We start from the raw sequence: 25,434 nt of genomic DNA on the forward strand, positions 1-25,434 counted from the left end.
GTTCTAATCTTACTCCTTCTTCTTATTTTGAATCATCTCGATTCCCCATTGCAATCGAGATGCGGTTCCAACTGTTTATTTGATTAATGATGAGAACAAGGTCAACATATTGTTTCTCATCATAATGTTCCCGCACCCGATGATATAGCTCATCAGGAACCCTTTTAGATGGAATGAGCGTGATGTGTTCAGATAGTTCGAGAGCCGCTTTCTCTTCAGGTGAGTAAAAGTCACATTCATTCCAAGCATGTAAACAGTAAATTCGCTGTTCAGTTTCTCCCATTTTGCGGGCATCGGACGTATGCATATCTATGCAGAAGGCACAGCCGTTCATTTGAGAGACTCTGATTTTGATTAGTTCTCTCGTCGTTCGGTTAATTGAGGATTGTTTCGTGTATTTCTCCATATCCATCATAATTTTCATACCTTCAGGTGCAATCTCATAGTAGGACACTCTTTGACTCATAAGGCAAGACTCCTTTCCATAGAATACCTAGATTGTATCCCGGTATTGATCATTTTACCAATGTGCGGTTTGAATGACAGCTGTTTCACCGTCTTTTGGAAAGAAGTTTCTTTGAATAAAAATAAGGGTAGCCAGCAATGATGAGTGGAGCTGCTAATGCAAGCAGTATCCATGAGCCTGATTGGCTGTCTCTAGTGACTCTAATGAATATATAAGTACCGATCAGAAAATATAATAAAGCACCTAGAAACCAATACATGTTCAATCCTCTTTTTCCTTGCTTTTTGGTTGCGCATTTTTGTCTGTCATATGGCTTAATCGATCAGGGTTCTGATTTTTTAATACCTTCTCAGTCCGGATTCCTTTTCTCTTTAATGATAAAATTGTGAGATCAATCGATTTCAATGATGATCATTCCTTCAATGAATAGTAAGTTCCTTATGATTTTAAAGGTAAATTTGAAAAGATAAAACGTACATAGAGGCAGAACGTTCATGTACGTTTGGGCAATGATCACTTGTTGGAAACTCTAATGTTTCCCTGCACCTGATATTGTTGTGTTCCTTCTCTTCCTATAAAATGATTGGATACATGTATGTTTGCACGTTGAAGTATGGGTTCGATTGTCATGAATCTCTATACGGTGAAACAGGTAAAGGAAGGGGATAAGGTTTGCTTATAAGGAATCCTTTCAAAGATAAATATTACTCACATGATAGGCGGGCATTAAACATGCTTGCACTCAGAGTGCCGGGCTTGGCTTTTATTCTCATGATCTATATAGCCTCTATCGTGCTGCAATTTGTTTCTGGGGGCTGGTCCATTTTATTGCTTTATGCGTTTACCATATTAATCGCCATTTTTGCTTTGCTTCATTGGCACTCATATCGCTGGGTTAAGAAAAGGGTGGTTCTGTATTTTGTGATACAAGGTTTGATCACCTTTACACTTGCTAATCTCATGACTGGCTACCTTATGCTGGTCATCATTGGCCTTTATGCATTTTTGATTGGACAGATTATAGGAATGGCAGACAGAAGAAGGACGATTCCCATTCTTTATCTATTGCTGCTGCTGGTCATAAATTCGGCGTTTCACCTTCATAAAGGTGAAGTTTTGCATTTTATTGTTATTGCTGGGCCAATCATGATTGTCATCATCACTTATGCTGCAACATTTTTTGCCCAAGTCGATGAAAAAATAAAAGCTCAATTGACTCTTGAAAGGCTGGAGCTGGCTCATCAGCAGGTAGAACAGCTGACGCTGCAGAACGAAAGACAGCGGATGGCCCGAGACTTACACGATACGCTTGCTCAAGGTCTTGTCAGTTTAAATATGCAGCTGGATGCGATTCATGTTCATCTCGCCAAAGGCAACACAGAGAGAGCGAAGGAAATCATACAACAATCGATGAAAAGAGTGAAAAGCACATTAGCTGATGCACGTTCAGCTATTGACGATCTCCGCAGCAAATCAGAAGAAATCGGTGTTTTAAAAGAAAGAATTACCTCGCTAATGGATCATTTTATAGAGTCGACAGGCATGGCTTGTTTATTAGATTACAGATTGCACCAGGTGCTGGATGTGCGTACAGCTGAAAACTGTTATTACATCATTGGAGAATGCATGACGAATGCGGCAAAGCATGCTGAGGCGAAAACAATCTGGATATCCATTTGGGATGATGAAAAGGGAAGGCTCCATTTAACAGTTAAGGATAACGGCAAGGGATTTGATGTTGAAAAAGGAAAGAAAAAGAGAGGACATTATGGGCTTCTTGGCATACAAGAACGCGTCAGGGCAATAAATGGCCAATTCAATATCAAGAGTACAAAATTGAAAGGAACACAAATTGAGATCACTGTACCAATTCAGGGAGAGATGCAAGATGAATAAGGTTTTAATCGTTGATGACCATCTTGTCGTGAGGGAAGGTCTGAAGCTTTTAATTGAAACGAATGATCAATACACCATTATAGGAGAGGCGGAAAATGGAAAAGTCGCAGTCCGTCTTGCAGATGAATTAGAACCGGATATCATTCTGATGGATTTGTATATGCCGGAGATGAGCGGGTTAGAGGCCATTAAACAAATAAAAGAAAAACACGATACCCCCATCATTATTTTGACTACATATAATGAAGATCACTTAATGATCGAAGGAATTGAATTAGGAGCGAAAGGATATCTGTTAAAGGATACGAGTTCAGAAACCCTTTTTCACACAATGGATGCAGCGATCAGAGGAAATGTGCTGTTGCAGCCTGATATCCTCAAACGTCTGCAAGAAATCCAATTTGAGCGGATGAAAAAGCAGCGCAATGAGACGCAGCTGACAGAAAAGGAAGTCATTGTTCTAAAAGCAATTGCTAAAGGTCTTAAAAGCAAAGCGATTGCCTTTGATTTGGGCGTCTCTGAGCGAACAGTAAAGTCCAGATTAACGTCCATTTACAATAAATTAGGCGCGAATTCAAGAACTGAGGCAGTAACGATTGCCATGCAAAAAGGTATTCTGACAATAGACAACTAAACTGCATATTTGAAAATTGCCCAAACGTACATGCCCGAATGTACGTTTTTTTCATTTCATTGTCAACTACAATGAGAAAGAATGTGATCAAGCAATGTGTTGAAAGGAGATTATCATGTCAAAAATGTTATATACATTAGGAGGATGGGTTGCTCGCAATCGCATAAAAGCAATATGTGCGTGGATCGTTGTGTTAGTTGCTGCGATAGGCCTTGCAGTCACCTTGAAACCAAGTTTTTCTGAGGATATGTCCATACCTGACACACCTTCGGAAAAAGCGATGGATGTGATTCAAAAAGAATTTCCTCACGGTCCTGATAAAGGGAGCATACGGGTTATTTTCGGTGCTGGTGATGGGGAGAAACTTACTGGGAAGCCAGCAAAAAAAGCAATAGAAGATACGCTCAAAGAAATCAGTAAAGATGATTCTGTTGACTCGATTGCAAGTCCTTTTGTGACAGGGACAATCGCGAAAGATGGCACAGTTGCCTATGCTGATATCAAGTATAAATCATCAGCAGATGATATAAAGGATTACTCTATCAAACACTTAAAAGACAGTTTGAAAATGGCTGATGATGAAGGATTGCAAACTGAGCTAAGCGGAGATGTACCGGGAGCCGAGATGGAGATAGGCGGTGTCTCTGAAATTGTCGGCATTATCTTGGCTTTTGTCGTTTTAGCCATTACATTCGGTTCTTTATTAATAGCAGGTTTGCCGATTTTAACTGCACTGATTGGTTTAGGTGTAAGTATTGGACTGGTTTTGATTGGGACACAAGTATTTGATATTGCTTCCGTCAGTCTTTCATTAGCCGGAATGATTGGCCTTGCTGTTGGTATTGATTATGCTTTATTTATTTTTATGAAACACCGCCAGTTTTTAGGCGAGGGCATACAAAAGAATGAATCAATTGCGAGAGCCGTGGGAACAGCGGGAAGCGCAGTCGTTTTTGCCGGACTTACTGTTATCGTTGCACTTTGCGGATTGACTGTTGTTAACATTCCCTTTATGTCTGCGATGGGGCTGACAGCAGGGCTTAGTGTACTGATGGCTGTCTTGGCTTCCATCACACTTGTGCCTGCGGTCTTATCGATTGCAGGGAAGCGGATGATTCCGAAATCAAACAAGAAAATAGAAAAACAAAGCACTGAAACAAATGTCTGGGGACGCTTTGTCACCAAAAATCCTATCATGCTAAGTGTATGCAGCATTCTGATTTTGATCGTCATTAGTATCCCATCTATGCATTTGGAACTGGGCTTGCCTGATGCTGGGATGAAAGCTAAGGATAATCCGGATCGCCGGGCATATGACTTGCTTGCCGAAGGCTTTGGAGAAGGATTTAATGGCCAATTAACAATCGTAGCGGATGCCACAAATGCTACAGAAAATAAGGCGGAGGCTTTCGCAGATGCAGTGAAAGAAATAAAGGGTTTAGACCATGTAGCAAGTGTCACCCCTGCAATGCCTAATAAAGAAGGGAACTTTGCCATCATTACGGTCGTTCCGGAAACAGGTCCAAATGATGTCACAACGAAAGATTTGGTACACGATGTACGCAGTTTGTCAGATAAAAACGGAGTAGATTTGCTTGTTACTGGGTCGACTGCAGTGAATATTGACATTTCAGATCGCCTGAATGATGCGATACCGGTGTTTGCTGTACTTATTGTTGGATTTGCGTTTGTATTGCTGACCATCGTTTTCCGTTCGCTGCTTGTGCCGCTTGTTGCTGTTGCAGGTTTCATGTTGACGATGACAGCCACTCTTGGGATTTGTGTATTTGTCTTGCAAGACGGGAATCTCATCGACTTTTTCAAAATACCTGAAAGAGGGCCGATACTCGCGTTCCTGCCGATTTTATCTATTGGGATTCTGTTCGGGTTAGCCATGGATTATCAAGTATTCCTTGTCAGCAGAATGCGTGAAGAATATGTAAAAACAAAGAATCCAGTACAAGCCATTCAGGCTGGATTAAAACACAGTGGTCCTGTTGTTACAGCAGCCGGCTTGATCATGATCTTCGTTTTTGCAGGATTTATCTTTGCCGGCGAAGCTTCTATTAAAGCCAACGGATTAGCACTTTCCTTTGGTGTGCTCTTTGATGCATTTATTGTAAGAATGACACTGATTCCAAGTGTCATGAAGCTGATGGGGAATGCAGCCTGGTATTTGCCGAAATGGTTAGACAAGATTATTCCGAACGTGGATATAGAAGGGCATCAACTGACAAAGGAAATACAGCCAGAAATAGATCATGAACAAAAGAAGCAAATCATGTAATAGAAAAAGCAGATCTTTTATGATCTGCTTTTTTGTTAAATAGTTAAAGTAATAGCATTAAAACCGCAATCCAAATGCATGAATCACAAAAATCACAACAGGAGGGATCAAGAGGGAAGGCAGCAAATTCAATGTTTTGAACTTCTTGATTCCAAGAATGCTTAGACCTGAACTGAGGATGAGTATGCCTCCCACAATGGTGATTTCATTAATAAGGTCTGTATTGATTGCGCTCTCCATTACTTTAGCAAATAAATAAATGGAGCCCTGCCAGGCAAATAATACAATGGCAGCAGCCGCTATTCCAAAACCAAAAGTTGAAGCGAGCACAATGGAGGTGATCCCATCTAACATCCCGTTTGTCAGAAGGTATGTATAATCTCCATGCAAAGCAGCTTCAACAGGGCCTAATATTGACAGCGAACCTATACAAAATAATAAGACCGCAGTTGATAAGCCCTCTGCTAAATTGCTTTTAGAAAATTTGTTCACCAGCTTGTTGAATCGTAATTCTAAATTGATGATCTGGCCTAGCAAACCTCCAATGGCTAAACTCACGATGAATAGAATGGGGTATTTACTATCAGGCAAATGCTGTGTAATGGCGTTGATCCCCAGCGCGACTGCAGCGAATCCCATTGCCTGCATCAAAATATCCTGGTATTCATCTTTAATGCCTTTTTTGAATATCCCCCCGATTATGCTTCCTGCAATGATCATCACTGTGTTAAAAATCGTTCCAAACATAAGCTTTCTCCTCCAAAAATCATTCCTGCATAAAAAATAAACCCTCTAGTTAGTAGAGAGTCAAGGGAGATCAAAACATATTCATGAGATTATTTGATGGGCAGCAGGATTTCAGTCACGTAATTATCTAGGTTATTCGTAATGCCATAATCAATGAGTGTGATTTCGATTGAGTCCCCTGCTACCTCATAATGATGTTCTTTCATATATGCCAGTAATTTTTTGTAGTATGGTTCGGCTTCTGGATGTGACCCTTTAAACCGAATTTGCAGATATTCTCTTGAAGGAAAGATGATTTCTGAAGAAGTTTTTTCATTTTCATCTTCAAGAATCATAAATATACTGGAATATTTGTCAAACTGTTTTGCCCTCACATTTGCTGCAGAAATGGATAAACCGATCTTGCCTATGAATATATCTTCGTTTACATTCAGGTGGGTTCTCAATTCAGCTAACGAATGTTCGATATCATGGCCGAGAACATATTCATGCTGCAAGTAAGCCACACGCATTGCGGGAAGTTTGATTTTTGAAATTTGATGTAACGGCATGTTAACGGCATCTTCTATATGCGTGATGCGCCGGGAGATCTTTCGTTCAATGCGTTCCAATTCTTTCTTTTTGCGATCAATTTCAGCCTGCTGGCTTTTTAGTAAATGAAGAAGAGTGTTTGTATTTTGAGAGTTATAAAAATCAAGAAGCTTATTGATTGGCAGGCCTAGGGCCCTCAAATACTTGATGGTATCCAGCCGCTCAAACTGTTGGGTAGAATAATATCTATAGTTCGTTTGCTCATCTTTATATTCCGGTTTCAAAAGGCCGATGTCATCATAATACCGAAGAGCAGAGATTTTCACATTGAATAACTTTGACACTTCTCCAATCGAAAAAAATTCCTTCATTCTAACAACCTTTCTGTCCCTATGATTGATATACATCCACATTATATAGTACGGCGAGTACTAAAGGTAAAGTTTGCAGCATAAAGAAAAAACTCCTTCTAAAAAGGAGCTTTTCATTCTTCGAAATAAGGATTCACATGGATGAGCACTTCTTCTACATCTGAAAACTGTCTTTTGATTTCATTTCGAATTTCGCGGGCAATATCGTGTCCCTGCTTAATTGTCAAATCATGATCCAAAGATAAACGGACATCAAGCAATTTATAGTGGCCATGTTCTCGCGCGCGGATTCTATCAATTCGTTTTACTTGATCACATTGAAAAATAACAGCTTTATATTCCTCTATCAGCTCGGGGTCAACACTCTTTTCCATGAGCACATCAACAGACGGCCTGATTAATTCCATTGAAATCTTAAAAATGAGGTAAGCAACGATTGCACTGGCAATGGCATCGGCGTACAACAGATAGGGCCATCCGCGGGTGTTTCCGATGATAGCCAACAGGACGCCGATAAAAGCGGCAAGAGAGGCAACGATATCGCCTTTGTGATCGTACGCAATCGCTATAATTGCTTTGCTGTTCCATTTTTCCCCTTGCTTTATAGAATAACGATATAAGATTTCCTTAGCCACGTACGAAATCAGAGCCGCAAACAATGCGCTGTATTGGGGAACGCTTGGCCCTTTAACAAAGGACAGAATCGCTTCTATGAGGATATAAACGGATACGATCACTAAGATAATTCCTACAATCGCCTCACTAATGACTTCAGCTTTTCCGTGACCAAAAGGATGGTCTTGATCGGGCGGTTTATTGGAAATTCCGATCACTGCCAAGACTGCAATCGAAGCAACGACATCTGCCGCGGAATGTATTCCGTCTGCAAACACGGCTTCACTATCGCCTGCCAGCCCAAAAAAGACCTTTCCTGCCATTAAGATCAGATTGGCGATCAATGCAATCAAAGCAACTTTTCTGCTTATTTGTTCTCTTTCACTTGCCATTTTTTCCTCCTATAAAACTGCACAAAAAAATAGGAGTGCTCTATATACGCTCTCCGTATCCTTTCCTGTGTAATCACTTTGTTTATCATACCAATTCAATTTCGAGTGGGTCTATAGCAACGTTGTTTCCTGTTTACTAATAAATAAGGTGACAGAAAAAAAGTTGGAGCTATGCTAAAAAGGTCATACAGCAAACAAATGAGTTCTTATGTAACAACAGTGATGATTCGCCATTAAATACTGCCGTCAGTGAAAAATTTCCACCTGATTGTTAAAAACCTATTGACATGAGAAGATCTGTATTTTACTATTATCTCATATTCAAGATATTTTAATTCGAGATATTTGATTGAAAAGATCAGTGATCAAGCGTAACTGTAAGTGTTCACTCGTTGTCATTTCTTTTACACAATATTCAATATGGATTTTTTATAATATAATATCTCGAATTCGAGATAAAAGGGAGTGTATCATAATGGCTGAATTTATACAGTTAGTCAATGAAAGACGATCTGCAAGCAATTTTCTTTCAGGTCATCCAATCACAAAAGAAGACCTCAATGAAATGTTTGAATTGGTTGCATTGGCGCCATCGGCTTTTAATTTGCAGCATACAAAATATGTGACGGTTCTTGACCAGGACGTAAAAGAAAAACTGAAGCAGGCCGCAAACGGACAATTTAAAGTGGTTAGCTCTTCTGCGGTTCTCTTGGTATTAGGGGATAAGCAGGCATATCAACAAGCGGCTGATATCTATGAAGGTTTAAAGGTATTGGGGATATTAAATAAGCAAGAGTATGACCACATGGTGCACGACACCGTTTCGTTTTATGAAAACAGGGGAGAACAATTTAAGAGAGATGAGGCGATAAGGAATGCTTCACTTTCTGCGATGATGTTTATGCTGAGTGCTAAGGAAAAAGGCTGGGATACCTGCCCGATGATCGGCTTTGATGCGGAAGCCGTAAAACGGATTTTGAACATAGACGACCAATTTGAGGTTGTCATGATGATTACGATTGGAAAAGAAAAAACAGAGAGCAGAAGACCGCGCGGCTACCGGAAGCCTGTGAATGAGTTTGTTGAGTATATGTAAAGGAGCGGATAAAAATGGCTAAAAAAACGATGGGAATTCATCATATTACAGCGATTGTCGGTCACCCTCAAGAGAACACAGATTTCTACGCAGGAGTGCTTGGGCTTCGTTTGGTCAAGCAAACTGTCAATTTTGATGACCCAGGTACGTATCATCTTTATTTTGGGAATGAAGGCGGGAAGCCGGGAACAATCATTACCTTCTTTCCGTGGGCCGGAGCCCGCCAAGGCGTCATTGGAGACGGTCAAGTTGGTGTGACTTCGTATGTCGTGCCGAAAGGGGCTATGGCATTTTGGGAAAAGAGACTAGAAAAGTTCAACGTTCCATACACCAAAATCGAGCGCTTTGGGGAACAATATGTAGAATTTGATGATCCTCATGGACTGCACTTAGAAATCGTGGAAAGAGAAGAAGGAGAGGCTAATACGTGGACTTTCGGAGAAGTAACGCCCGATGTTGCCATTAAAGGTTTTGGGGGTGCAACCCTATTATCAGCGCAGCCTGACAAAACCGCTGACCTTTTAGAAAACATCATGGGGCTGGAGCGAGTCGGCAAAGAAGGGGACTTCGTTCGTTATCGTTCCGCCGGTGATATCGGAAATGTGATTGACCTTAAGTTAACGCCTATTGGCCGCGGGCAAATGGGGGCCGGAACGGTGCATCACATCGCTTGGCGGGCTAACGATGATGAAGATCAGTTAGATTGGCAAAGATATATTGCTTCCCACGGATATGGTGTAACTCCTGTTCGGGATAGAAACTATTTTAATGCCATTTACTTCAGGGAACATGGGGAAATCCTGTTTGAAATCGCAACTGATCCCCCGGGCTTTGCACATGATGAAACACAGGATACAATGGGCAAAAAACTGATGCTGCCTGTGCAATATGAACCGCATCGCACACAAATTGAACAAGGGCTGCTGCCGTTTGAAGTAAGAGAGTTAGATTGATTTGACACATAAAAAATAAAGAAACATATATTCAATTGATGATTGCTGGATACCGTCAGCAAAGAATTAGATAAAATCAAAGATGAGGAGAGATACAAATGGAAGATGCAGGACTGTTGCTTATTCGTATAATGATTGGTGTGGTGTTTTTGTTTTATGGCACACAAAAATTATTTGGCTGGTTTGGCGGATACGGGATTAAAGGAACCGGACAATGGTTCGAGTCAATTGGGGTGAAACCAGGAAACGTTGCGGCCGCTCTATCAGGTCTTGGGGAGTTAGTAAGCGGAATTCTATTTATTTTAGGCGTATTCCTCCCGCTTGGAGCTGCTATCATAACGATCATTATGTTAGGTGCCATCGTAAAAGTCCATGGAGCGAAAGGTTTTGCGAATGGCGCGGGAGGTTTTGAATATAACCTGGTGCTCATTGCAGTTTCCGTAGGGGTTGCACTCATCGGTTCAGGAGCTTACGCTTTGCATTTTTAATAAGAAAGTATGTAAGAACAGTTGCTGCTTGTCAGTAACTGTTCTTTTGTTTTTACATTTTCCGGCAAGATTGCAGGTACTCTGCAAGGCAAAAAAGCTGATATCATAAATAAAAATCTGTATAGTGAATGATACGTATTGATGAGCTTGGTCATGAAAAACAGACCTATTTGAAGGAGTAAATGGATGAAAGAGATGACAGAATTACATTCATTAGATTCTATAGAAAATTTTATCAAACAGCACAAATTCAGTTTTATTTATATATCAAGGCCTGGCTGTACAGTATGTCACGCAGTTCTGCCCCAGCTCAGAATAGTATTGGATCAGTTTCCAAACATCAAATTGGCGCATATCAATGCTGACGATGTAGCAGAGGTCGCCGGCCGATTTTCAGTTTTCACCGTTCCTGTGCTTCTTTTGTTCATTGATGGGACTGAGTTTCTAAGAGAAGCCCGTTTTGTTCATTTTGAACAGCTTGAACAAAAGCTGAAAAGGGTTTATCGATTATATGAAGGCGAATAAAGAAATAAGGCAAAAAAAAGAACTCAAATGAGTTCTTTTTTTTGCATCAATTTATTCTTCACGAGGCGAAGAAGGGTTATCAACCTGCCCTTGATCACTTGTATCATTATCACAACTTGCTGAAATAATAATTGAATGAGAAGGAGAGTAATCTCCTAATGTGAAATTGACACCGTAATTTTTGCTGTTCGCAGTATGGCTGTTTTGCAAGTTTTGTCCGATATCTGTATTGGCGTTTTGTGTCATTCCATTTATCGTGAGATTTGAGATGTTGATTTGAGATCGCATGCTTCAAAAACTCCTTTCACTCAGAAGTAGCCGTCATAGAGGACGCTGGCAGTCTATTTACTTCTATGATATTGCGTTTTTATATCATTGCATCAACATAATGGTAAAAATAATAGCGAGTGAATGAGTCTCTTTTGAAGGTGATCAACCTATCAGCAGAAATAAAGCCGCCTGATAAAGAGGCGGCAGATCGTTATATGTCATCTATGAATTTGATGTATCGTTTTTCGTTTGCCTAAAGGATAGAATGGTCGTTTTTAATGATGAGTAGGAACCTATAGCAGCGTAGCCATAAAACCAGCCCATAAATACGCCAGAAAAGAGGCTGTGTCGATGGCTTATGAAAACAGAAATGACAAGGCCTGTTATTAAGGCAACTGACGGTACAAAAGTTTTGGGGATTTTCAATAATATTTTGAGGATTTGGGTTATCAATATGATGATTGGAACAGCTATCACAGCATCCCAAAAGTTTGTGTGAATAATTGGAAAAGCCATACGGCACCTCATGAAGTGTTCATTTCTTATGTTTACGCTAAAAGCTTGGAAAGCAGTTCTTGGACCGCATTTGTAACATGTAGGGCTTGATTGGCGGAGCTTGTTTGGCTTAAAGAATTGGATTCAAAAACCAAACCTGTATTATTCCCTCCGGAACCATCTGTCTCTTTAGAAACAGAGAAAGGGCTGATGGAGAATGCAAAACCGTTATTAAAAACGCTGTTTCCGGATATCGAATGGATATAAACTGGGAATTTCATCATTCATCTCTCCTCTCCGTTATGACTGTTTATACAATATGGTGTGTGAGCAGCAATTGCTTAAACAAAACGGCAAAAACATTCAGTGAGAGACAAAAACCTGCAAAATTCTCCAAGTGCCTTTTGTTAATGCAGTTTTTTAGGGATGTTTTTTTTATTCTTTTTGCCAATTTCATCAAAAATATTCTGATTGCTAGACAAATGGGCTTGTCCGTCCTTATTAATGAAATTCGGGTGAATGAGTTTTTTTAGATCCCTGACAGTTAAAGGTTTGGCGTCATCAGTTAATTCTATTCCTAATTGCCCGTTTGCCTCTAATGTCGCAATTTTGACATCTTGTATAGCCGTAACGCCGTGAAGCCGTAGCTGCATTTCAAGCTGATCAACTGTAAGTCTCATCTTCTTTAAGTTTTCGATATGAAGCTGTCCGTTTTCAATAACAACTTTTGCTTTTCCGGTCAACATCTTTTCAATGAAGTTCGATCTCATTTGGATCCATTCTATTACGATGAGTGTTATTGTGAAAATTGCCGCCGCAATTAATGTTTTGAAAAGGCTGTACTTGATGATTGGCTGCACGATAATAGTTCCGATTGAAATCATGACAACCGTTTGAGTTGAAGTCATTTGTGCGATTGATTTCATTCCTGAAACTCTCAGCAAAATGACTCCGGCTACAATGAGAACAAGAGATTCCCAAGTGAAATTCATGCTACCACCTGACCAATGATGAATTAGATTTGTCATGGGATTGGCTTTTCTTCGGCCAATCGCAATTTAATATATCCGAAAGGCAGTTTTTCATTCTGTCCTAAACCAAACAATATTTTGGGTATAGATGGATATATTAAGCCAAACAATGATAGCAGCAGGAGTTTTTTGACCGAAACAATCTGGGAAGCGGGGAGCGCCATAAGATGATTGAACTTGAAGTTGTCATTAGAACGGTTGCCAGCTTTGGCTTGCTGTTAATCGCAGAACGAATTTTAGGCAAACAGACAATTTCTCAAATGACGATTTTTGATTTTATTGCGGCGATCACACTAGGGGCGATTGCTGCCGGATTAGCTTACAATACTTCAATAAAACCGCACAATATGGCCATTTCGTTTAGTATTTTTGTGCTAACCATTTTTCTAATTTCGTTTCTGTCAATAAAGAACAGGAAGCTGAGGAAATTTTTTGCCGGAGATCCAACAGTGCTGATTCAAAACGGGAAGATACTTGAATCAAATATGAGGAAAATGCGTTACACGCTTGATTATTTAAATCAGCAATTACGGGAAAAAGAAATATTTAATATCGAAGAAGTTCTTTTTGCCATTCTTGAAACGAATGGTCAGCTGACTGTGTTAAGAAAACCGCAATTCCGGCATGTGACCAAACAGGATTTAATGATTGCGGTAAACCAAGAACACAGGCTTCCGATAGAGCTTATTATGGACGGAGAAATCATTGAGAATAATTTAAAGCAGAATCGTTTGACGGAATCCTGGCTTTTGGAGGAATTGCGAAAAAGAGACATAAAGGTGAAAGAGACCGTGTACGCAGTGCTGCTGGGTAATGGGGATATTTATGTGGATCAATATAAAGACCATATATCAGTCCCTATGGATAAGGAATGAAGGAACAATCAATCTTAAAGTCCCTTATTGAACGCAATGGTTTCAACTTGTCTTGGGTACGAAATGTGCAGAAGCCCGTTTAACAGCTGAATCTGTAACAAATGAGATTCAGTGGCCTCGGGAAGCTGAATGATTCGCTCAATTTCTCCGTAATACCGTTCACGCAGCACTTCCATTTCGGCTGGAAAAACAGGCGTGATCGTTCCTTTGATCAGCAGCTGGGTTTTAGATAGTAAGCGGATCGTTAATTCTTCCTCATACACACCGGGCATTTCCACAATGATAAAATTATCTTCTTCATCTTGATAAAAGTCGTAAACGAGCGTATAGGTGTTGGTATTAAAAAATTGTTCCGGGGCTTTATACTTGAGCACATTTGTCCAAAAGTCATTTTGCTTATATTCATTTGTAATCTCAAGCCACTTTCTCATTTTTTCGAGATCCATCTAGGATCCTCCTTAAATTTGGTTTGAAATCGGTGCAGAAGGGTTTCCAATTTGGTCTTGATCACTGATATCAGTATCGAGGTTCCCAGTATTTAAAAGAGAAGAAGAAGGCGAAAAATCCCCTAGAGAAAAGTTTGCCCCAAAGTATTTGCTGTTCGCTGTATGGCTGTTGTGTACGGTTGGACCGACATCAATATTTCCGTTTTGTGTGACGCCGTTCACCTTAATATTTGCGATGTTAATTTGGTATGGCATAGCGAAACTCCTTTTAATCTAAAATTGGCGGTACTGGAAGCTGAGGAGCATTCATAGTGGTATTATCAGAGTTTCCGAGTTCTGTCTGATCGTTGACATCAGGATCATTTAAGAAGTTTTCCATGATTGATTCTGCAGGTGATGTATCACCGAAAGAGGAGTTGATCCCTTGAGATTTATTATTTGCGGTATGGCTGTTATGCGCGGCTTCACCTATTGTAATTGAACCATTGCCCGAAATGCTGTTGATCTTTAAATAATATAGGTTGATTATTGTAGACGGCATCCCATCACACCCTTCCATCATTCTGTACAGTACATTATGCGTTGCTGCACCCAATTGTTCCTTGCATTTGCGGGCAAAACTCTATCTGGCCCTGGAGTGATGCTCGTTAGAAAAAAGAATAAAGTTTGTCACAGCCTGAATGTCAATCTATTTGGCAAATACTTATCAGTTGAATGAAAAGCCATTGAATATAGTAATCAATGAATTGATTCAGTTATTCGAAATACATGAGACCCTTTTATAAAGGAAGCTGGCAAACAGGATCAGTTTGAAATCATTGACAATGAAGCTAATGCCATGAAATAATACTCGTGAGTAACATTACTTTCGAGTATTATTTTTGGGGGTGGTCCTCGTTGAAAAGCAAAAAAGGACGTAAAGGAGAAGAAAGCCGGAAACGGTTACTCAAAGCTGCCGCTAATGAATTTTCGATTCGGGGATTCCATGACGCGAAGGTAAGTGAAATTGTGAAAAAAGCTGGGTTCACGCAGCCTTCATTTTACCTGTACTTTCAAAGCAAAGAAGCCATCTTTGCCGAGTTAATAACCGATTTTCACTCTCGAGTCAGAAAGCTGACAGAGTCACTTCTTCTGGAAAACGGATTAAACACGGAGGATGTATCAAAACGGGTACTGCTAGCTGTCGAGACTGTTTTTCAATTTTTGGCTGAGGACAAGGATTTAACCAAGATCGGCTTTTTTCTCAACCCGGAAGCAAAACAAATGAAAAAAGACTTGGCGATGGTTTTGAAAGAGAACTTAGAAGCAGAACAGCGGCTTGGCTATTTTCACTCTGAACTGGATATGGAAACTGTCGCTGAGTGTTTGGTCGGCATGATTGAACATTTAACCGATTCATTTTTGTTAACCGGAATCAAAGATCCGGCAAGCCTCGCAGCAGAGGTTGTGAATCTTTTAATATACGGGATGCTTCCGAAAGGGAATGACGTAAGATGATATCTATTATGATGAAAGTCAGTTTGGCAGTTTTTATGTTTGCGGGAGGCATCATAAAGGTAAGCCGTGTTCCCTTTCAAGTTGAGCATTGGCGGCATTATCAATATCCATTATGGTTTCTGACTGTTACCGGCATTCTTGAAATAGCCGGGGCACTTGCTATGACAGCGGGAATTTGGAATCGGTATGCAGCGATTGGAGCAGGTGTTCTGTTTGTCGTTCTCATGACGGGAGCCATTCATGCGCATATGTTTCGAGCAAGACAATCGGTCATCATGGCGATACCAGCGATGATCTGTTTGATTGTTTCTATCATGATCATCATGGGGAGTTACACGTAAGCTTTACACTAATGTTTAAGAACAAGCCCATTTGCAGGAAATCTCCTTTTCTTATCGAATAATAGAAAGTCCAGGAATTAACTGAATCATTAAAATAGAGATCCATTTCTGCATTATTCGTCCGGCATCAGCTGGGCTTTTTTTATAAAGGAGGAATACAGGATGGCATTCACTTTGGAAGACATGACTGAGGAAGAGTTCGAAACCTTTCGCGGGATGTCCGTGCAAAATTATGCGAAACAAAACACAACGTCAGGAACTTGGACGGAAAAAGAGGCATTTGAGAAATCGGAGCAGGCATATGAGAACATGATTCCGAATGGGCGAGACAGCAGCAATCATTATTTTTGGAACATCACAAATGACAAAGGAGAAAGAATGGGCTGGCTCTGGCTGTATGCTGATCCGTTTCATCCGCAAAAGGAAGCGTTTATCTATTCCTTTGGATTGTATGAAGCCTTTCGCGGAAAAGGACTTGCTCAATTGGCGCTTCAAACGCTTGATGAAAAAGCAAGAGAGCTTGGTGCGGAAAGGCTGGCCCTTCATGTGTTTGCACACAACGAGACAGCCGTCTATCTTTATCAGAAGATGGGCTATGCCATGACCAATATTCGTATGCGGAAACAGCTGTGCTGAAAAGTTGCTTACGTTACCCAAACACAACATGCCTATCTGGAAGCAGTGGCAGGGTACTATAAGTCATCATTAGAAACATTAATGTCATTGGAAGGCTTGAACATATAAAGAAAAAGGACAACAGCTGTTGTCCTTTTCAATGCCGCTTGAACTTTCTCCCTCAGTCTTTTTTGTCTTGATGATCCAGCTCTTTTATTCGTTTCGTAAGCTCATTGAAAGCCTGATCAAGCTCCTTATACCCTTTATCATTTGGCGTCATAAAACTGAGTTTTCCCAGCACTTCTTGTCTTTCTGTCTCAAGCTTTAAGCGAAGCTCTTCCCGCTCATTTCTTTCTGAAGGAGCGGCGTCATTTAACTGCTTTTCGATGCCGTTGTTTGAGATGACGAGTTTACTGTTTGTTGTTTTTTCGAGAAAGTATCGGTCATGTGAAACCGCCAGCAATGTGCCGCTGTATTGTGACAGTGTTTCTTCCAGCTGTTCGCGTGACGGCAGGTCGAGATGGTTTGTCGGCTCATCTAAAATCAGCACGTCTTTTTCCTCCAGAATATAGGCCATCAGCTTGATCTTTACACGCTCACCCATACTCATATGCTTGATCGGTTCAGTCCATTGGGCGGCTGTAAAACCTAAGTGCCTCATCAGATTTTGAACGTGCCCCCTTGCTTTGAATGTTTCATTCTCAAATAACTCTTCCGGTGTTTGTTCTAAAGGCAAATCAAACACCTCCTGCGTTAAATAGCCGATGTTTGCGGACGGCGACACCCATACGCTTCCTCCTGCTGTTTCCTGTCCAAGAATGATATTCAGCAATGTCGTTTTTCCGCTGCCATTGGGGCCTATGATCGCAACCTTTTCGCCGTGCTGAATCGTAAAGTTTGCGTTTTTAAAGAGGGTCCTTTCTCCAAACGCTTTTGTTACATTCTGAACTTCTAAAAAACGTTTTCCTGTTTTGTGGGTTGTATCGATTGAAAAGCGGACTGTATATTCTGGGGTAACGGGTTCCGCCTTTGCTTTTTCCAGCTCTTTTTCAAGCCGCTTCTGCTTGGATTTTATCTGGGCATCCGTACGCTTCGCTTTTACCCGGTGATATTCTTTAAACCCTTCCTTTTTCGTCGATTGAGCATGGGCTTTTTCCGACCAAGAAGCGAGCTCATTCATTTGTGCTTCAATCCGTTCAACCATTTTTTGCTGCTTTTCATATTCACGCTGCTGGGTGAGTCTTTTCTTCTCCCGGAACTTCATATACCCGGAGTAATTCCCTTTGAATTCAATCAGCGTCTGATTCTCAAGCGACCATATTTTTGTTGCGGCTTCGTCTAAAAAATATCGATCGTGAGAAACGAGAATCACAGTGCCGCTATAATGTTTCAGATGTTGGATGAGAAATTGCAAGCTTTTTTCATCAAGATGGTTTGTCGGTTCATCTAACAGCAGCAGATCTGCATCCTCTGATAGTCCTTTCGCCAGCCGCGCTTTCAGTTTTTCACCGCCGCTTAACTGATGAAAATCACGAAGAGGCACATGCCATTTCTCCAGTAACTTCTTTTCGGCAGGTGTCTGATCCGCAAAGGAATACGCCGCGGTTTCCTGTTCAACCAAAGCCAGTTTTATATCCTTCCGAAGGATTTGACCCTGTGCAGGGGCTAAGTCATTGTGAATGAGGTGCAGCAACGTAGATTTCCCAGCGCCGTTTTTTCCGATAATCCCAATGATATCTCCTTGCTGAACACTGGCGTTTACATGTTTAAAAACAGTTTGATCCTTTACTTCATAGCTAACGTTTGTTAATGTTACGATCTCTTTCATCCATATCCCTCGCTTTAAAGGGAGAATAAAAAAATCCTCCCAAATGTGTTGGAAGGATTAGCCGTGCCTGTGCATGATCAAATAAGCTATTTTTTATAAATAGCAGTGTCGTATATATAGAAAATGGGCAGACTAATCCTATTTTTTGATTTGAAATATTGATTTCAAACGGTAAAAATAAGATTAGTTAATCATTGTCCACCCATCATCCCTTCTTGTTTTGATTACAAACACTATAGCATATCTTCAAATTCAAAAGCAAAGGTCATTTTCATCAAAAAAACCCCTGCTCTCATTTTTGAGGCAGGAGTTTCGAGTGTTATTGATGCTTCGCTTTTCTCACTTTATAAATCACAATCAGCAAAATAAACCAAACCGGTGTGACAAATAAGGAAACACGAGTGTCCTGTGCCAGTGCCAGCACAACCAGAACAAACGCCAGGAACGCAAGAATCAGGTAATTTGTAAACGGATAAAGCGGAAGCTTAAACTTGTTTGTTTTCGCTAATTCAGGTCTTGTTTTGCGGTATTTCATATGGCAGATGACCGTAATCCCCCAAATGTAGATAAAGCATACGGTTGAAATGCTTGTGATCAGGGTGAATACGCCTTCTGGCATGATGTAGTTTAACGTAACACCTATTAAAATCACGATAGCCGAAAAGAATAAAGCATTTCTAGGCACTTTACGCTGAGTCAGTTTCGCCATTGACTCAGGCGCATTGTGATCTTTCGCCAGGGAATAGACCATACGGCTTGTACTGAATACAGCGCTGTTGCATGCTGAAGCAGCGGATGTCAACACAACAAAGTTGATAATACTTGCAGCCCCGACGATGCCAACAGCGACAAATACTTGTACGAATGGGCTTTCGCTGGGATTGATGACATCCCAAGGATAGATGCTCATAATCACGAGAAGAGCCCCGATATAAAAAAGCAGCACACGGACAGGGATATTGTTGATCGCCTTAGGGATTACTTTTTCAGGGTTTTCTGTTTCACCGGCTGTAAGCCCGACAAGCTCAATGCCGACAAAAGCAAACACAACCATCTGGAACGAGAGGATAAACCCGTGCATGCCATTCGGGAACAGGCCTCCGTGGCTCCAGAGATTTGTGAAGCTGGACACTCCTGAGCTTGTGGAAAAGCCTTTGAAAATCATCACAAGGCCAATGACGATTAACGCCAAAATGGCAATGACTTTAATCAAAGCAAACCAAAATTCTAATTCTCCAAACAGCTTGACTGTCGCCAGGTTCATAATCAGTAAAATAATTAGAGCGATTAAGCCAGGCACCCATTGCGGCACACCCGGGAGCCAATATTGAGTGTAGAGCCCGACTGCTGTCAGATCAGCCATCGCAATGGAAATCCAGCAGAACCAATATGTCCAGCCGGTGATAAATGCTGCCATATCGCCTAGGTAGTCTTGTACAAAATCCACAAAAGAGTGATAGTTCAAGTTTGATAACAGCAGTTCACCCAGCGATCTCATAATTAAAAAGCAAATGATCCCTGTGATCATATAAGCAAATAAAATCGAAGGTCCGGCAAAATGAATCGATTTGCCCGAGCCGAGAAATAAGCCTGTCCCAATGGCTCCGCCGATGGCGATGAGCTGGATATGCCTGTTTTTCAAGCCTCTCTGCAACGTTTGCTGATTTATATTGTCTTTCGTCATGTCGTCTGTCACTTTATGTGTTCCTCCATTGAAAATTGTTTATTGAGTCAGCAATCTATTTTTAATGATTATTATAACACTAAAATTTCTATCTTTTTTACTAAAAAAGGATTGATGAAAAGAATTTTAATGTGATTTGGACTATTTCCCGAAAAAAGCGGCTCCATTTAGGGAGCCGCTTTTTTATGCTTTTTCAGTTTTTTTCATAAACAGGTAGAGCCCGTAATCTGTCGGTGCGGATGCGTAGCCTGCCTGCCGCAGCATTGCTGTGATATTGCCGCGGTGGTATGTCCCGTGGTTGACAACGTGGGGAAGCAGTTCGGAAACAGTTGTTTTCATGATTCCGCTTGAGGGATTTTGAATCTGGAGTGGCTTATTGAGCTGTTCTTTTTGCTGTAAAAATAGTATATAGCGCTCGGATAACCTCAGAAAAAGGTCTTCCATTTCCTCTATTTCTTTAGCCTCTGTCTGTTCTTTAAGCTGTTCAGCTAAAGCCAAAGCATCGCTCAAGTTATTGCCGGAAAACACTTCAATCCAGCCGAGATCAGAAAGATAAACATGAGACAATACATGGGATATTGACGGAAACACGCTTTGAATTTCTTGATGGTATACCTCTTTTGGAAGCTCTTTTAATCGGTTGAATATTTGTTGATTGGCCCAGACGTTATATTCATACAATTTGAATGCCAAATCTGACATGTTAAAATTCCCCCTTTCGTGTGTATAGCTTCCATTATACACGAACGTGCGTTCTTATGTAGAGTGCTCGTGAATAAAATTTGTTGACATATATAGTTTAGGGGAATAAACTAATTGACATTGAACATAAAGTTTAGCGGGGTAAACTATAATGAGGAGGGGAAGATATTGAATGAACAAAAGCTATGTCAGGCGATAAACCTGTTTGTGGAAGTCCTGCTTGAAGGGACAGAATTTGTGCATCGTGAAATCAATCAGGATGTCTTCAAGCATATCTCAAGGGAACAGGCAGACCTGTTGAAAATTTTAAAAGTCAAGGGCCCAACATCTCCCGGCAGCCTGGCCATGTACCAAAATGTACATAAGAGCGCGATCTCTAACAGACTGAAAAAGCTGCTCGAAAAGGGATTGGTTCAATGGGGCGACTGTCCGGAAAAAAGTGATAGGCGCTCTAAGCTTATTAACATTACACCCAGTGGTGAACACATACTAGAAGAATTAGATTCTGCCATCTTTAACGCGCTCAAACCGCTGATCGATGATATAGATGAGGAACACTTACATTCCATCATCGAGATATTCACCATTTTAAAAAGCAAATTTAAAGGAGGAGATTCTGCCGAATGAGAGCAATCATCAAATTCAAGTGGGCAATTGCAGCCATAGTATTAGCACTTACCGTCGTTTTGAGTTTGTTTTCTCCGAACTTAACGGAGCTGGCCAATCAAAAGGGGCAGGCCCAGCTTCCCGCTGATGCCGTTTCAGAAAGAGCAAACGCCATTTTAAAACAAGCGGGAGAAGACAATAATTCGATCAGTGTCGTCTTTACATTAGACCATGCTCTAAAGAAAGAAACAGAGAATCAGCTTCGGATAATGATCGATAAAATTAAAAAGATCGACGGTGTAGAAGAGGTAACATCTCCTCTGTCAGCGGAAAAAGAAGTCAAAGACCAGTTGATGTCGAAAGACAAGAAAACCGTTCTCATGCCTGTCACGATTACAGGTTCTGATAAAAAGGCGGAAAAAATTGCGGACGAGATTTATCAAATCGTTCCTGATGATTTGACCGCATATATTACAGGAGCTTCCCTTATCAACCAGGATTTCGCTCACAGCTCAGAGGAAGGGCTTAAGAAAACGGAAGTGATTACAGTCTGCCTGATCATCGGTTTACTGTTGATCGTGTTCCGATCTGTTGTGACGCCTTTTATCCCGATTGTGGTTGTCGGTTTTTCTTATCTGATCAGTCAATCCATACTGGGCATCCTTGTATACAATGTTGATTTTCCAATCTCGACGTTTACGCAAACCTTCTTAGTCGCGATCCTGTTCGGCATTGGAACAGATTACTGCATACTGCTTCTTACACGATTCCGTGAAGAATTGGCAAACGGGCATGATAAAAAAGAAGCGGCGCTTATCGCTTACCGCACAGGGGGAAAAACCTTATTTATCAGCGGATTCGCGGTATTAATCGGATTTTCCGCCTTAGGATTTGCGAAGTTTGCGATTTTCCAATCCGCAGTAGGGGTAGCAGTCGGTGTGGGAATTTTAATGATCATCCTCTACACACTGCTGCCATTATTTATGGTGACGCTGGGTGAAAAATTATTCTGGCCTTCTAAGAAAGTGCTGTCACATAGTGATAACAAACTATGGGCGTTTCTCGGCAGACACTCCGTTGCGCGTCCGTTTCTGTTCATTGTCATCACGGTGGTGATTACGCTTCCGTTCATCTTGACCTATGATGACCAGATTTCATTCGACTCAACTGCGGAAATCAGCAGCGATTATAAATCTATAAAAGCTCTCGAGGCCATTAAGGATGGATTCGGGGAAGGAAAAGCGTTCCCGATCAATGTTGTCGTAAAAGGAGACAAAGATCTTACAACAGCTGATACAATCCCTTATCTAGGAAATATCAGCAAAGCGATCGAGAAAGTTGATCATGTTGACTCTGTTATGACCATTACGCAGCCGACTGGTGAAAAAATCAAAGATTTATATATTGATAACCAGCTAGGATCGGTTTCAGACGGGCTGGATAAGACGGTGAAAGGGATTGCCGATGTCCAAAGCGGATTAACGGATATAGAAAACGGACTGAATCAAATGGCAGGGCAAACCGGCTCGGCCTCAAATGGAGGGTCTGGCGGTTCACTGGGCGATGCGGCAGATGGCTTGGGCAAAATCAATCAGCAGCTGCAGCTCGTGAGCAAACAGATTTCCCAAACCGGCAATACCGCACAGACCGTGCAGCAGCTTACGGCAATCAGCGGACAGCTTGGCCAGATTCAAACCGGTCTTGAACAAGCGAACCAGCAGCTCTCAGGCCAGCAGGCACAAGCCGGAACGCTGACAGAAAGCCTGAAGAAGCTGTCCGAAGGCGTGAGGAGCGCAAATCAGGGCCTGACGAAAGTCTCTGACGGTATTACAGCTTCCAGTGATATGTTAGAGGACATGAGCAAAAGTCCAACTGTAAGAGATACAGGCATATTCATTCCTGATCAAGTAATGAAGGACAAAGACTTTAAGAAGTCAATTGACCAGTATTCCTTTGCAGACGGCAAAGGTGTTCAATTAAGTGTCGTTCTGGATTCAAATCCGTACTCAGAACAAGCTATTACGACAATAAACCAAATCAAAAAAGCTGTCGCAAACGAAGTTGACGGCACTCCTTTGGAGGATGCACAGATCGTATACGGCGGGGTCACGAGTATGAATGCGGACTTAAAGGAGCTGTCCACAACGGACTTCTCCAGAACAATGGTGATTATGATTATAGGCCTGTTTATCGTGTTAACCATTTTGTTCCGCTCAATGATCATGCCGATTTATATGATCGCGTCATTGCTGCTGACGTACTATACGTCGATATCCATAACAGAATTAATTTTTGTAAACGGCTTAGGAAACGCGGGTGTCAGCTGGGCAGTGCCATTCTTCAGCTTTGTCATCTTGATCGCGTTAGGGGTAGATTATTCGATCTTCTTGCTGGATCGATTTAAGGAAGAGGTGCACCTTGGCATTGAGCAAGGTGTCGTCAGGTCAATGAGCAAAATGGGATCTGTCATTATTACAGCTGCCATTATATTGGCCGGTACGTTCGCGGCGATGATGCCTTCAGGTGTCAATACACTGATGCAGGTGGCAAGTGTTATCATCATCGGGCTCTTGCTTTACGGCCTTGTCATACTTCCGCTCTTCATCCCGGCAATCATTGCAACCTTTGGAGAAGGAAACTGGTGGCCGTTCGGCAGGAAGAAAGGAAAAGAATATTCGAGAGAAGAGTGATGAATGGTCATCACTCTTTTTTCATGACTAAACGACTAACTTTAGACGTGTTACCCAAAAAAGGTCAGACGATCAAACGGCGGCTGTACTTAAAAACAAAGAGCCCGGAAAACATTCCCGGGCTCTTTGTTTTATTTCCATTCTGCAATTGTATCAATCGGCAGACGGTAGGAAGCATAGCCTTCGTCTGCTGCTTTTCCGATAGAAAGTAGCATAACCGGTACATAACGTTCTTTATCTAATCCGAAGGTTTCCGCGATGTTTTCTTTATCGTATCCGCCGATCGGGTTTGTATCGTAGCCATGCGCGCGTGCAGTCAGCATCAGCTGCATGGAAACGAGACCTCCGTCAATCAGGATCGTTTCACGGTTGACCTGTGCCGGAAGCTTTTCAAAATGTGCGGTCAGCGCAGCGATTTGTCTGTCTTTGACCTCCTGCGGCATGTAACCAAGTTCCACGGCTTTTGAATAGATTTCTTCTAAGTAGTCTGCATTGTTCATGTCTGCAAATACAGCGATGACAGCAGATGATGTTGTGACCTGTGTTTGGTTAAAGCTGGCAAGCGGTGCGAGCTTTTCTTTTCCTTCCGGGCTGTCAATGATAAGAAAACGCCATGGCTGCGCGTTAACAGAAGATGGGGCAGTTGTTGCTTCCTCTAAGATCTCTGTCATTTCTTCTTTGCTGATTTTTACTGCCGGATCATAGTTGCGAATCGAACGGCGGCCTTTCATAATTTCCATAAAATCGTTTGTTTTGATCATGTTGATACACTCCTCTTAAGCTTCGATATTATTTATATTGTTTCGCATGCGCGCCAGCACATCAATGAGCAGGCGGCGTTCTTCTGCGCTTACATTTGCGAGCATTTCCTTCATGAAACGCTCCTTTTCCTTCTTAGAAGACTCAATTCGCTCTCTTCCTTGGTCTGTTAACCGAACAAGGGTGATGCGGTTGTCCTCAGGCTTGCGCCGCCTTGATACCATGCCTTTGGCTTCCAGCTGTTTCAGGTGTCTGGTAACGGCTGCGCTATCGATATTTACTTTCTTTTGAAGGTCGCTTTGACTGATCTCATCTGCATGATAAAGCAATGTCAGCAATTCCAAACGAGATTGGCTGATGCCCGTGCATGCCTCGAACTTCACGCCAATCACCTTGTTCACGCCTTGCAGCTGATATAAAATCTCGGCTTCCTCTGAACAAAATGACGCCAAAACCCATCCCTTCTTTCCTGTCAAAACTATTAATTGATATATCAATGATTGACACGTCAATTAATATACAACGATTGATTTCATCTTGCAAGCCATTTGCACTCTAGAAAAACCTCCCAGCGTATAAAATTCGCTAGGCTAG

At 41.5% G+C, this 25,434-nt stretch carries 31 protein-coding genes; 13 read left to right on the forward strand and 18 right to left on the reverse strand.

Annotated elements, in window-relative coordinates; genetic code table 11:
• Positions 1–22 precede the first annotated feature (22 nt).
• The 3 genes from M1D65_RS02910 to M1D65_RS02920 form a co-directional block, all read right to left on the reverse strand.
• Complete coding sequence (locus M1D65_RS02910) at positions 23–466, reverse strand: carboxymuconolactone decarboxylase family protein (RefSeq protein ID WP_430630115.1); 444 nt, start codon at positions 464–466, stop codon at positions 23–25.
• Positions 467–551: 85 nt separating this feature from the next.
• Positions 552–731, reverse strand: a complete 180-nt coding sequence (locus M1D65_RS02915; protein ID WP_010886421.1) for a hypothetical protein — start codon at positions 729–731, stop codon at positions 552–554.
• Entirely contained in the window at positions 728–871 is a 144-nt protein-coding gene (locus M1D65_RS02920) for a hypothetical protein (RefSeq protein ID WP_014478971.1), read from the reverse strand. Before M1D65_RS02920 ends, M1D65_RS02915 begins: the two co-directional genes overlap by 4 nt.
• 267 nt (positions 872–1,138) lie before the next feature.
• Here M1D65_RS02920 and ydfH point away from each other — a divergent pair, with 267 nt between their 5' ends.
• The 3 genes from ydfH to M1D65_RS02935 all read left to right on the forward strand — a co-directional run bounded on the left by ydfH (position 1,139) and on the right by M1D65_RS02935 (position 5,283).
• Positions 1,139–2,362, forward strand: a complete 1,224-nt coding sequence (gene ydfH, locus M1D65_RS02925) for a two-component system sensor histidine kinase YdfH (protein WP_103803982.1) — start codon at positions 1,139–1,141, stop codon at positions 2,360–2,362.
• On the forward strand, positions 2,355–2,996 hold the full coding sequence (gene ydfI / locus M1D65_RS02930) for a two-component system response regulator YdfI (RefSeq protein ID WP_003244318.1): 642 nt from the start codon (positions 2,355–2,357) through the stop codon (positions 2,994–2,996). Before ydfH ends, ydfI begins: the two co-directional genes overlap by 8 nt.
• A gap of 115 nt (positions 2,997–3,111) precedes the next feature.
• The gene (locus M1D65_RS02935) at positions 3,112–5,283 is read left to right on the forward strand and encodes an MMPL family transporter (RefSeq protein ID WP_430630114.1); all 2,172 of its coding nucleotides are present in this window, start codon (positions 3,112–3,114) and stop codon (positions 5,281–5,283) included.
• Positions 5,284–5,340: 57 nt separating this feature from the next.
• Here the strand turns inward: M1D65_RS02935 and M1D65_RS02940 are convergent, their stop codons facing one another.
• The 3 genes from M1D65_RS02940 to mneP form a co-directional block, all read right to left on the reverse strand.
• On the reverse strand, positions 5,341–6,030 hold the full coding sequence (locus tag M1D65_RS02940) for a DUF554 domain-containing protein (RefSeq protein ID WP_015252719.1): 690 nt from the start codon (positions 6,028–6,030) through the stop codon (positions 5,341–5,343).
• 89 nt (positions 6,031–6,119) lie between these two features.
• Positions 6,120–6,932, reverse strand: coding sequence for a MerR family transcriptional regulator (locus M1D65_RS02945; RefSeq protein WP_430630113.1), 813 nt, complete (start codon positions 6,930–6,932; stop codon positions 6,120–6,122).
• Between the two features lie 113 nt (positions 6,933–7,045).
• Complete coding sequence (gene mneP / locus M1D65_RS02950; protein ID WP_038428417.1) at positions 7,046–7,939, reverse strand: manganese transporter MneP; 894 nt, start codon at positions 7,937–7,939, stop codon at positions 7,046–7,048.
• Between the two features lie 475 nt (positions 7,940–8,414).
• Between mneP and M1D65_RS02955 the strand changes: the two genes are divergently transcribed.
• The 4 genes from M1D65_RS02955 (at position 8,415) to M1D65_RS02970 (ending at position 11,001) form a co-directional block, all read left to right on the forward strand.
• A complete protein-coding gene (locus M1D65_RS02955) occupies positions 8,415–9,035 on the forward strand; it encodes a nitroreductase family protein (RefSeq protein WP_122895065.1) in 621 nt (206 codons plus the stop codon).
• Positions 9,036–9,049: 14 nt separating this feature from the next.
• The gene (locus M1D65_RS02960; protein ID WP_077671256.1) at positions 9,050–9,988 is read left to right on the forward strand and encodes a ring-cleaving dioxygenase; all 939 of its coding nucleotides are present in this window, start codon (positions 9,050–9,052) and stop codon (positions 9,986–9,988) included.
• 98 nt (positions 9,989–10,086) lie between these two features.
• The gene (locus M1D65_RS02965; RefSeq protein WP_014475946.1) at positions 10,087–10,476 is read left to right on the forward strand and encodes a DoxX family protein; all 390 of its coding nucleotides are present in this window, start codon (positions 10,087–10,089) and stop codon (positions 10,474–10,476) included.
• Between the two features lie 186 nt (positions 10,477–10,662).
• On the forward strand, positions 10,663–11,001 hold the full coding sequence (locus M1D65_RS02970) for a thioredoxin family protein (protein WP_014475948.1): 339 nt from the start codon (positions 10,663–10,665) through the stop codon (positions 10,999–11,001).
• A gap of 51 nt (positions 11,002–11,052) precedes the next feature.
• Here the strand turns inward: M1D65_RS02970 and M1D65_RS02975 are convergent, their stop codons facing one another.
• From M1D65_RS02975 to M1D65_RS02990, 4 genes are all read right to left on the reverse strand, one after another.
• Entirely contained in the window at positions 11,053–11,289 is a 237-nt protein-coding gene (locus M1D65_RS02975) for a spore germination protein (protein WP_125121444.1), read from the reverse strand.
• 204 nt (positions 11,290–11,493) lie between these two features.
• A complete protein-coding gene (locus M1D65_RS02980) occupies positions 11,494–11,787 on the reverse strand; it encodes a hypothetical protein (RefSeq protein ID WP_009969672.1) in 294 nt (97 codons plus the stop codon).
• Between the two features lie 32 nt (positions 11,788–11,819).
• Entirely contained in the window at positions 11,820–12,050 is a 231-nt protein-coding gene (locus tag M1D65_RS02985) for a spore germination protein (protein WP_217001203.1), read from the reverse strand.
• A 123-nt stretch (positions 12,051–12,173) separates the two neighbouring features.
• Positions 12,174–12,758 (reverse strand): DUF421 domain-containing protein, encoded by a 585-nt coding sequence (locus M1D65_RS02990; RefSeq protein ID WP_276354673.1) that lies wholly within the window; start codon positions 12,756–12,758, stop codon positions 12,174–12,176.
• A 206-nt stretch (positions 12,759–12,964) separates the two neighbouring features.
• On the opposite strand from M1D65_RS02990, the gene M1D65_RS02995 reads away from it, so the two are divergent.
• Positions 12,965–13,672, forward strand: coding sequence for a DUF421 domain-containing protein (locus tag M1D65_RS02995; RefSeq protein WP_014478990.1), 708 nt, complete (start codon positions 12,965–12,967; stop codon positions 13,670–13,672).
• A gap of 14 nt (positions 13,673–13,686) precedes the next feature.
• Here the strand turns inward: M1D65_RS02995 and cotP are convergent, their stop codons facing one another.
• The 3 genes from cotP to M1D65_RS03010 are packed head-to-tail and all read right to left on the reverse strand — an operon-like array spanning position 13,687 to position 14,659.
• Positions 13,687–14,118, reverse strand: a complete 432-nt coding sequence (gene cotP, locus M1D65_RS03000) for a spore coat protein CotP (protein WP_021481645.1) — start codon at positions 14,116–14,118, stop codon at positions 13,687–13,689.
• 12 nt (positions 14,119–14,130) lie between these two features.
• On the reverse strand, positions 14,131–14,373 hold the full coding sequence (locus M1D65_RS03005; protein ID WP_014475957.1) for a spore germination protein: 243 nt from the start codon (positions 14,371–14,373) through the stop codon (positions 14,131–14,133).
• Positions 14,374–14,386: 13 nt separating this feature from the next.
• The gene (locus M1D65_RS03010; RefSeq protein WP_038827544.1) at positions 14,387–14,659 is read right to left on the reverse strand and encodes a spore germination protein; all 273 of its coding nucleotides are present in this window, start codon (positions 14,657–14,659) and stop codon (positions 14,387–14,389) included.
• Positions 14,660–15,015: 356 nt separating this feature from the next.
• On the opposite strand from M1D65_RS03010, the gene M1D65_RS03015 reads away from it, so the two are divergent.
• The 3 genes from M1D65_RS03015 to M1D65_RS03025 all read left to right on the forward strand — a co-directional run bounded on the left by M1D65_RS03015 (position 15,016) and on the right by M1D65_RS03025 (position 16,592).
• Complete coding sequence (locus M1D65_RS03015) at positions 15,016–15,615, forward strand: TetR/AcrR family transcriptional regulator (protein ID WP_015382890.1); 600 nt, start codon at positions 15,016–15,018, stop codon at positions 15,613–15,615.
• A complete protein-coding gene (locus M1D65_RS03020; RefSeq protein WP_077671253.1) occupies positions 15,612–15,956 on the forward strand; it encodes a DoxX family protein in 345 nt (114 codons plus the stop codon). The genes M1D65_RS03015 and M1D65_RS03020 overlap by 4 nt, the downstream gene beginning before the upstream one ends.
• A 162-nt stretch (positions 15,957–16,118) precedes the next feature.
• Positions 16,119–16,592, forward strand: a complete 474-nt coding sequence (locus M1D65_RS03025; protein WP_077671252.1) for a GNAT family N-acetyltransferase — start codon at positions 16,119–16,121, stop codon at positions 16,590–16,592.
• Positions 16,593–16,752: 160 nt separating this feature from the next.
• On the opposite strand, the gene vmlR is transcribed toward M1D65_RS03025, so the two are convergent.
• From vmlR to dinB, 3 genes are all read right to left on the reverse strand, one after another.
• Entirely contained in the window at positions 16,753–18,399 is a 1,647-nt protein-coding gene (gene vmlR, locus M1D65_RS03030; RefSeq protein ID WP_101501904.1) for an ABC-F type ribosomal protection protein VmlR, read from the reverse strand.
• Between the two features lie 319 nt (positions 18,400–18,718).
• Positions 18,719–20,095, reverse strand: coding sequence for an amino acid permease (locus M1D65_RS03035; protein ID WP_014475969.1), 1,377 nt, complete (start codon positions 20,093–20,095; stop codon positions 18,719–18,721).
• Positions 20,096–20,266: 171 nt separating this feature from the next.
• Entirely contained in the window at positions 20,267–20,785 is a 519-nt protein-coding gene (gene dinB, locus M1D65_RS03040) for a damage-inducible protein DinB (protein WP_456270762.1), read from the reverse strand.
• Positions 20,786–20,953: 168 nt separating this feature from the next.
• Between dinB and M1D65_RS03045 the strand changes: the two genes are divergently transcribed.
• Together M1D65_RS03045 and M1D65_RS03050 are read left to right on the forward strand one after the other, a co-directional pair.
• Positions 20,954–21,412: a MarR family transcriptional regulator gene (locus M1D65_RS03045; protein ID WP_021481637.1), complete on the forward strand. Its 459-nt coding sequence runs from the start codon at positions 20,954–20,956 to the stop codon at positions 21,410–21,412.
• On the forward strand, positions 21,409–24,081 hold the full coding sequence (locus tag M1D65_RS03050; RefSeq protein WP_032727125.1) for an MMPL family transporter: 2,673 nt from the start codon (positions 21,409–21,411) through the stop codon (positions 24,079–24,081). The genes M1D65_RS03045 and M1D65_RS03050 overlap by 4 nt, the downstream gene beginning before the upstream one ends.
• Before the next feature lie 131 nt (positions 24,082–24,212).
• Here the strand turns inward: M1D65_RS03050 and M1D65_RS03055 are convergent, their stop codons facing one another.
• Both M1D65_RS03055 and M1D65_RS03060 read right to left on the reverse strand, forming a co-directional pair.
• Positions 24,213–24,842: a nitroreductase family protein gene (locus tag M1D65_RS03055; RefSeq protein ID WP_069703796.1), complete on the reverse strand. Its 630-nt coding sequence runs from the start codon at positions 24,840–24,842 to the stop codon at positions 24,213–24,215.
• A gap of 15 nt (positions 24,843–24,857) precedes the next feature.
• A complete protein-coding gene (locus tag M1D65_RS03060; protein WP_015252703.1) occupies positions 24,858–25,352 on the reverse strand; it encodes a MarR family transcriptional regulator in 495 nt (164 codons plus the stop codon).
• Positions 25,353–25,434: the final 82 nt, after the last annotated feature.

This window comes from Bacillus sp. JZ39 (assembly GCF_053903145.1).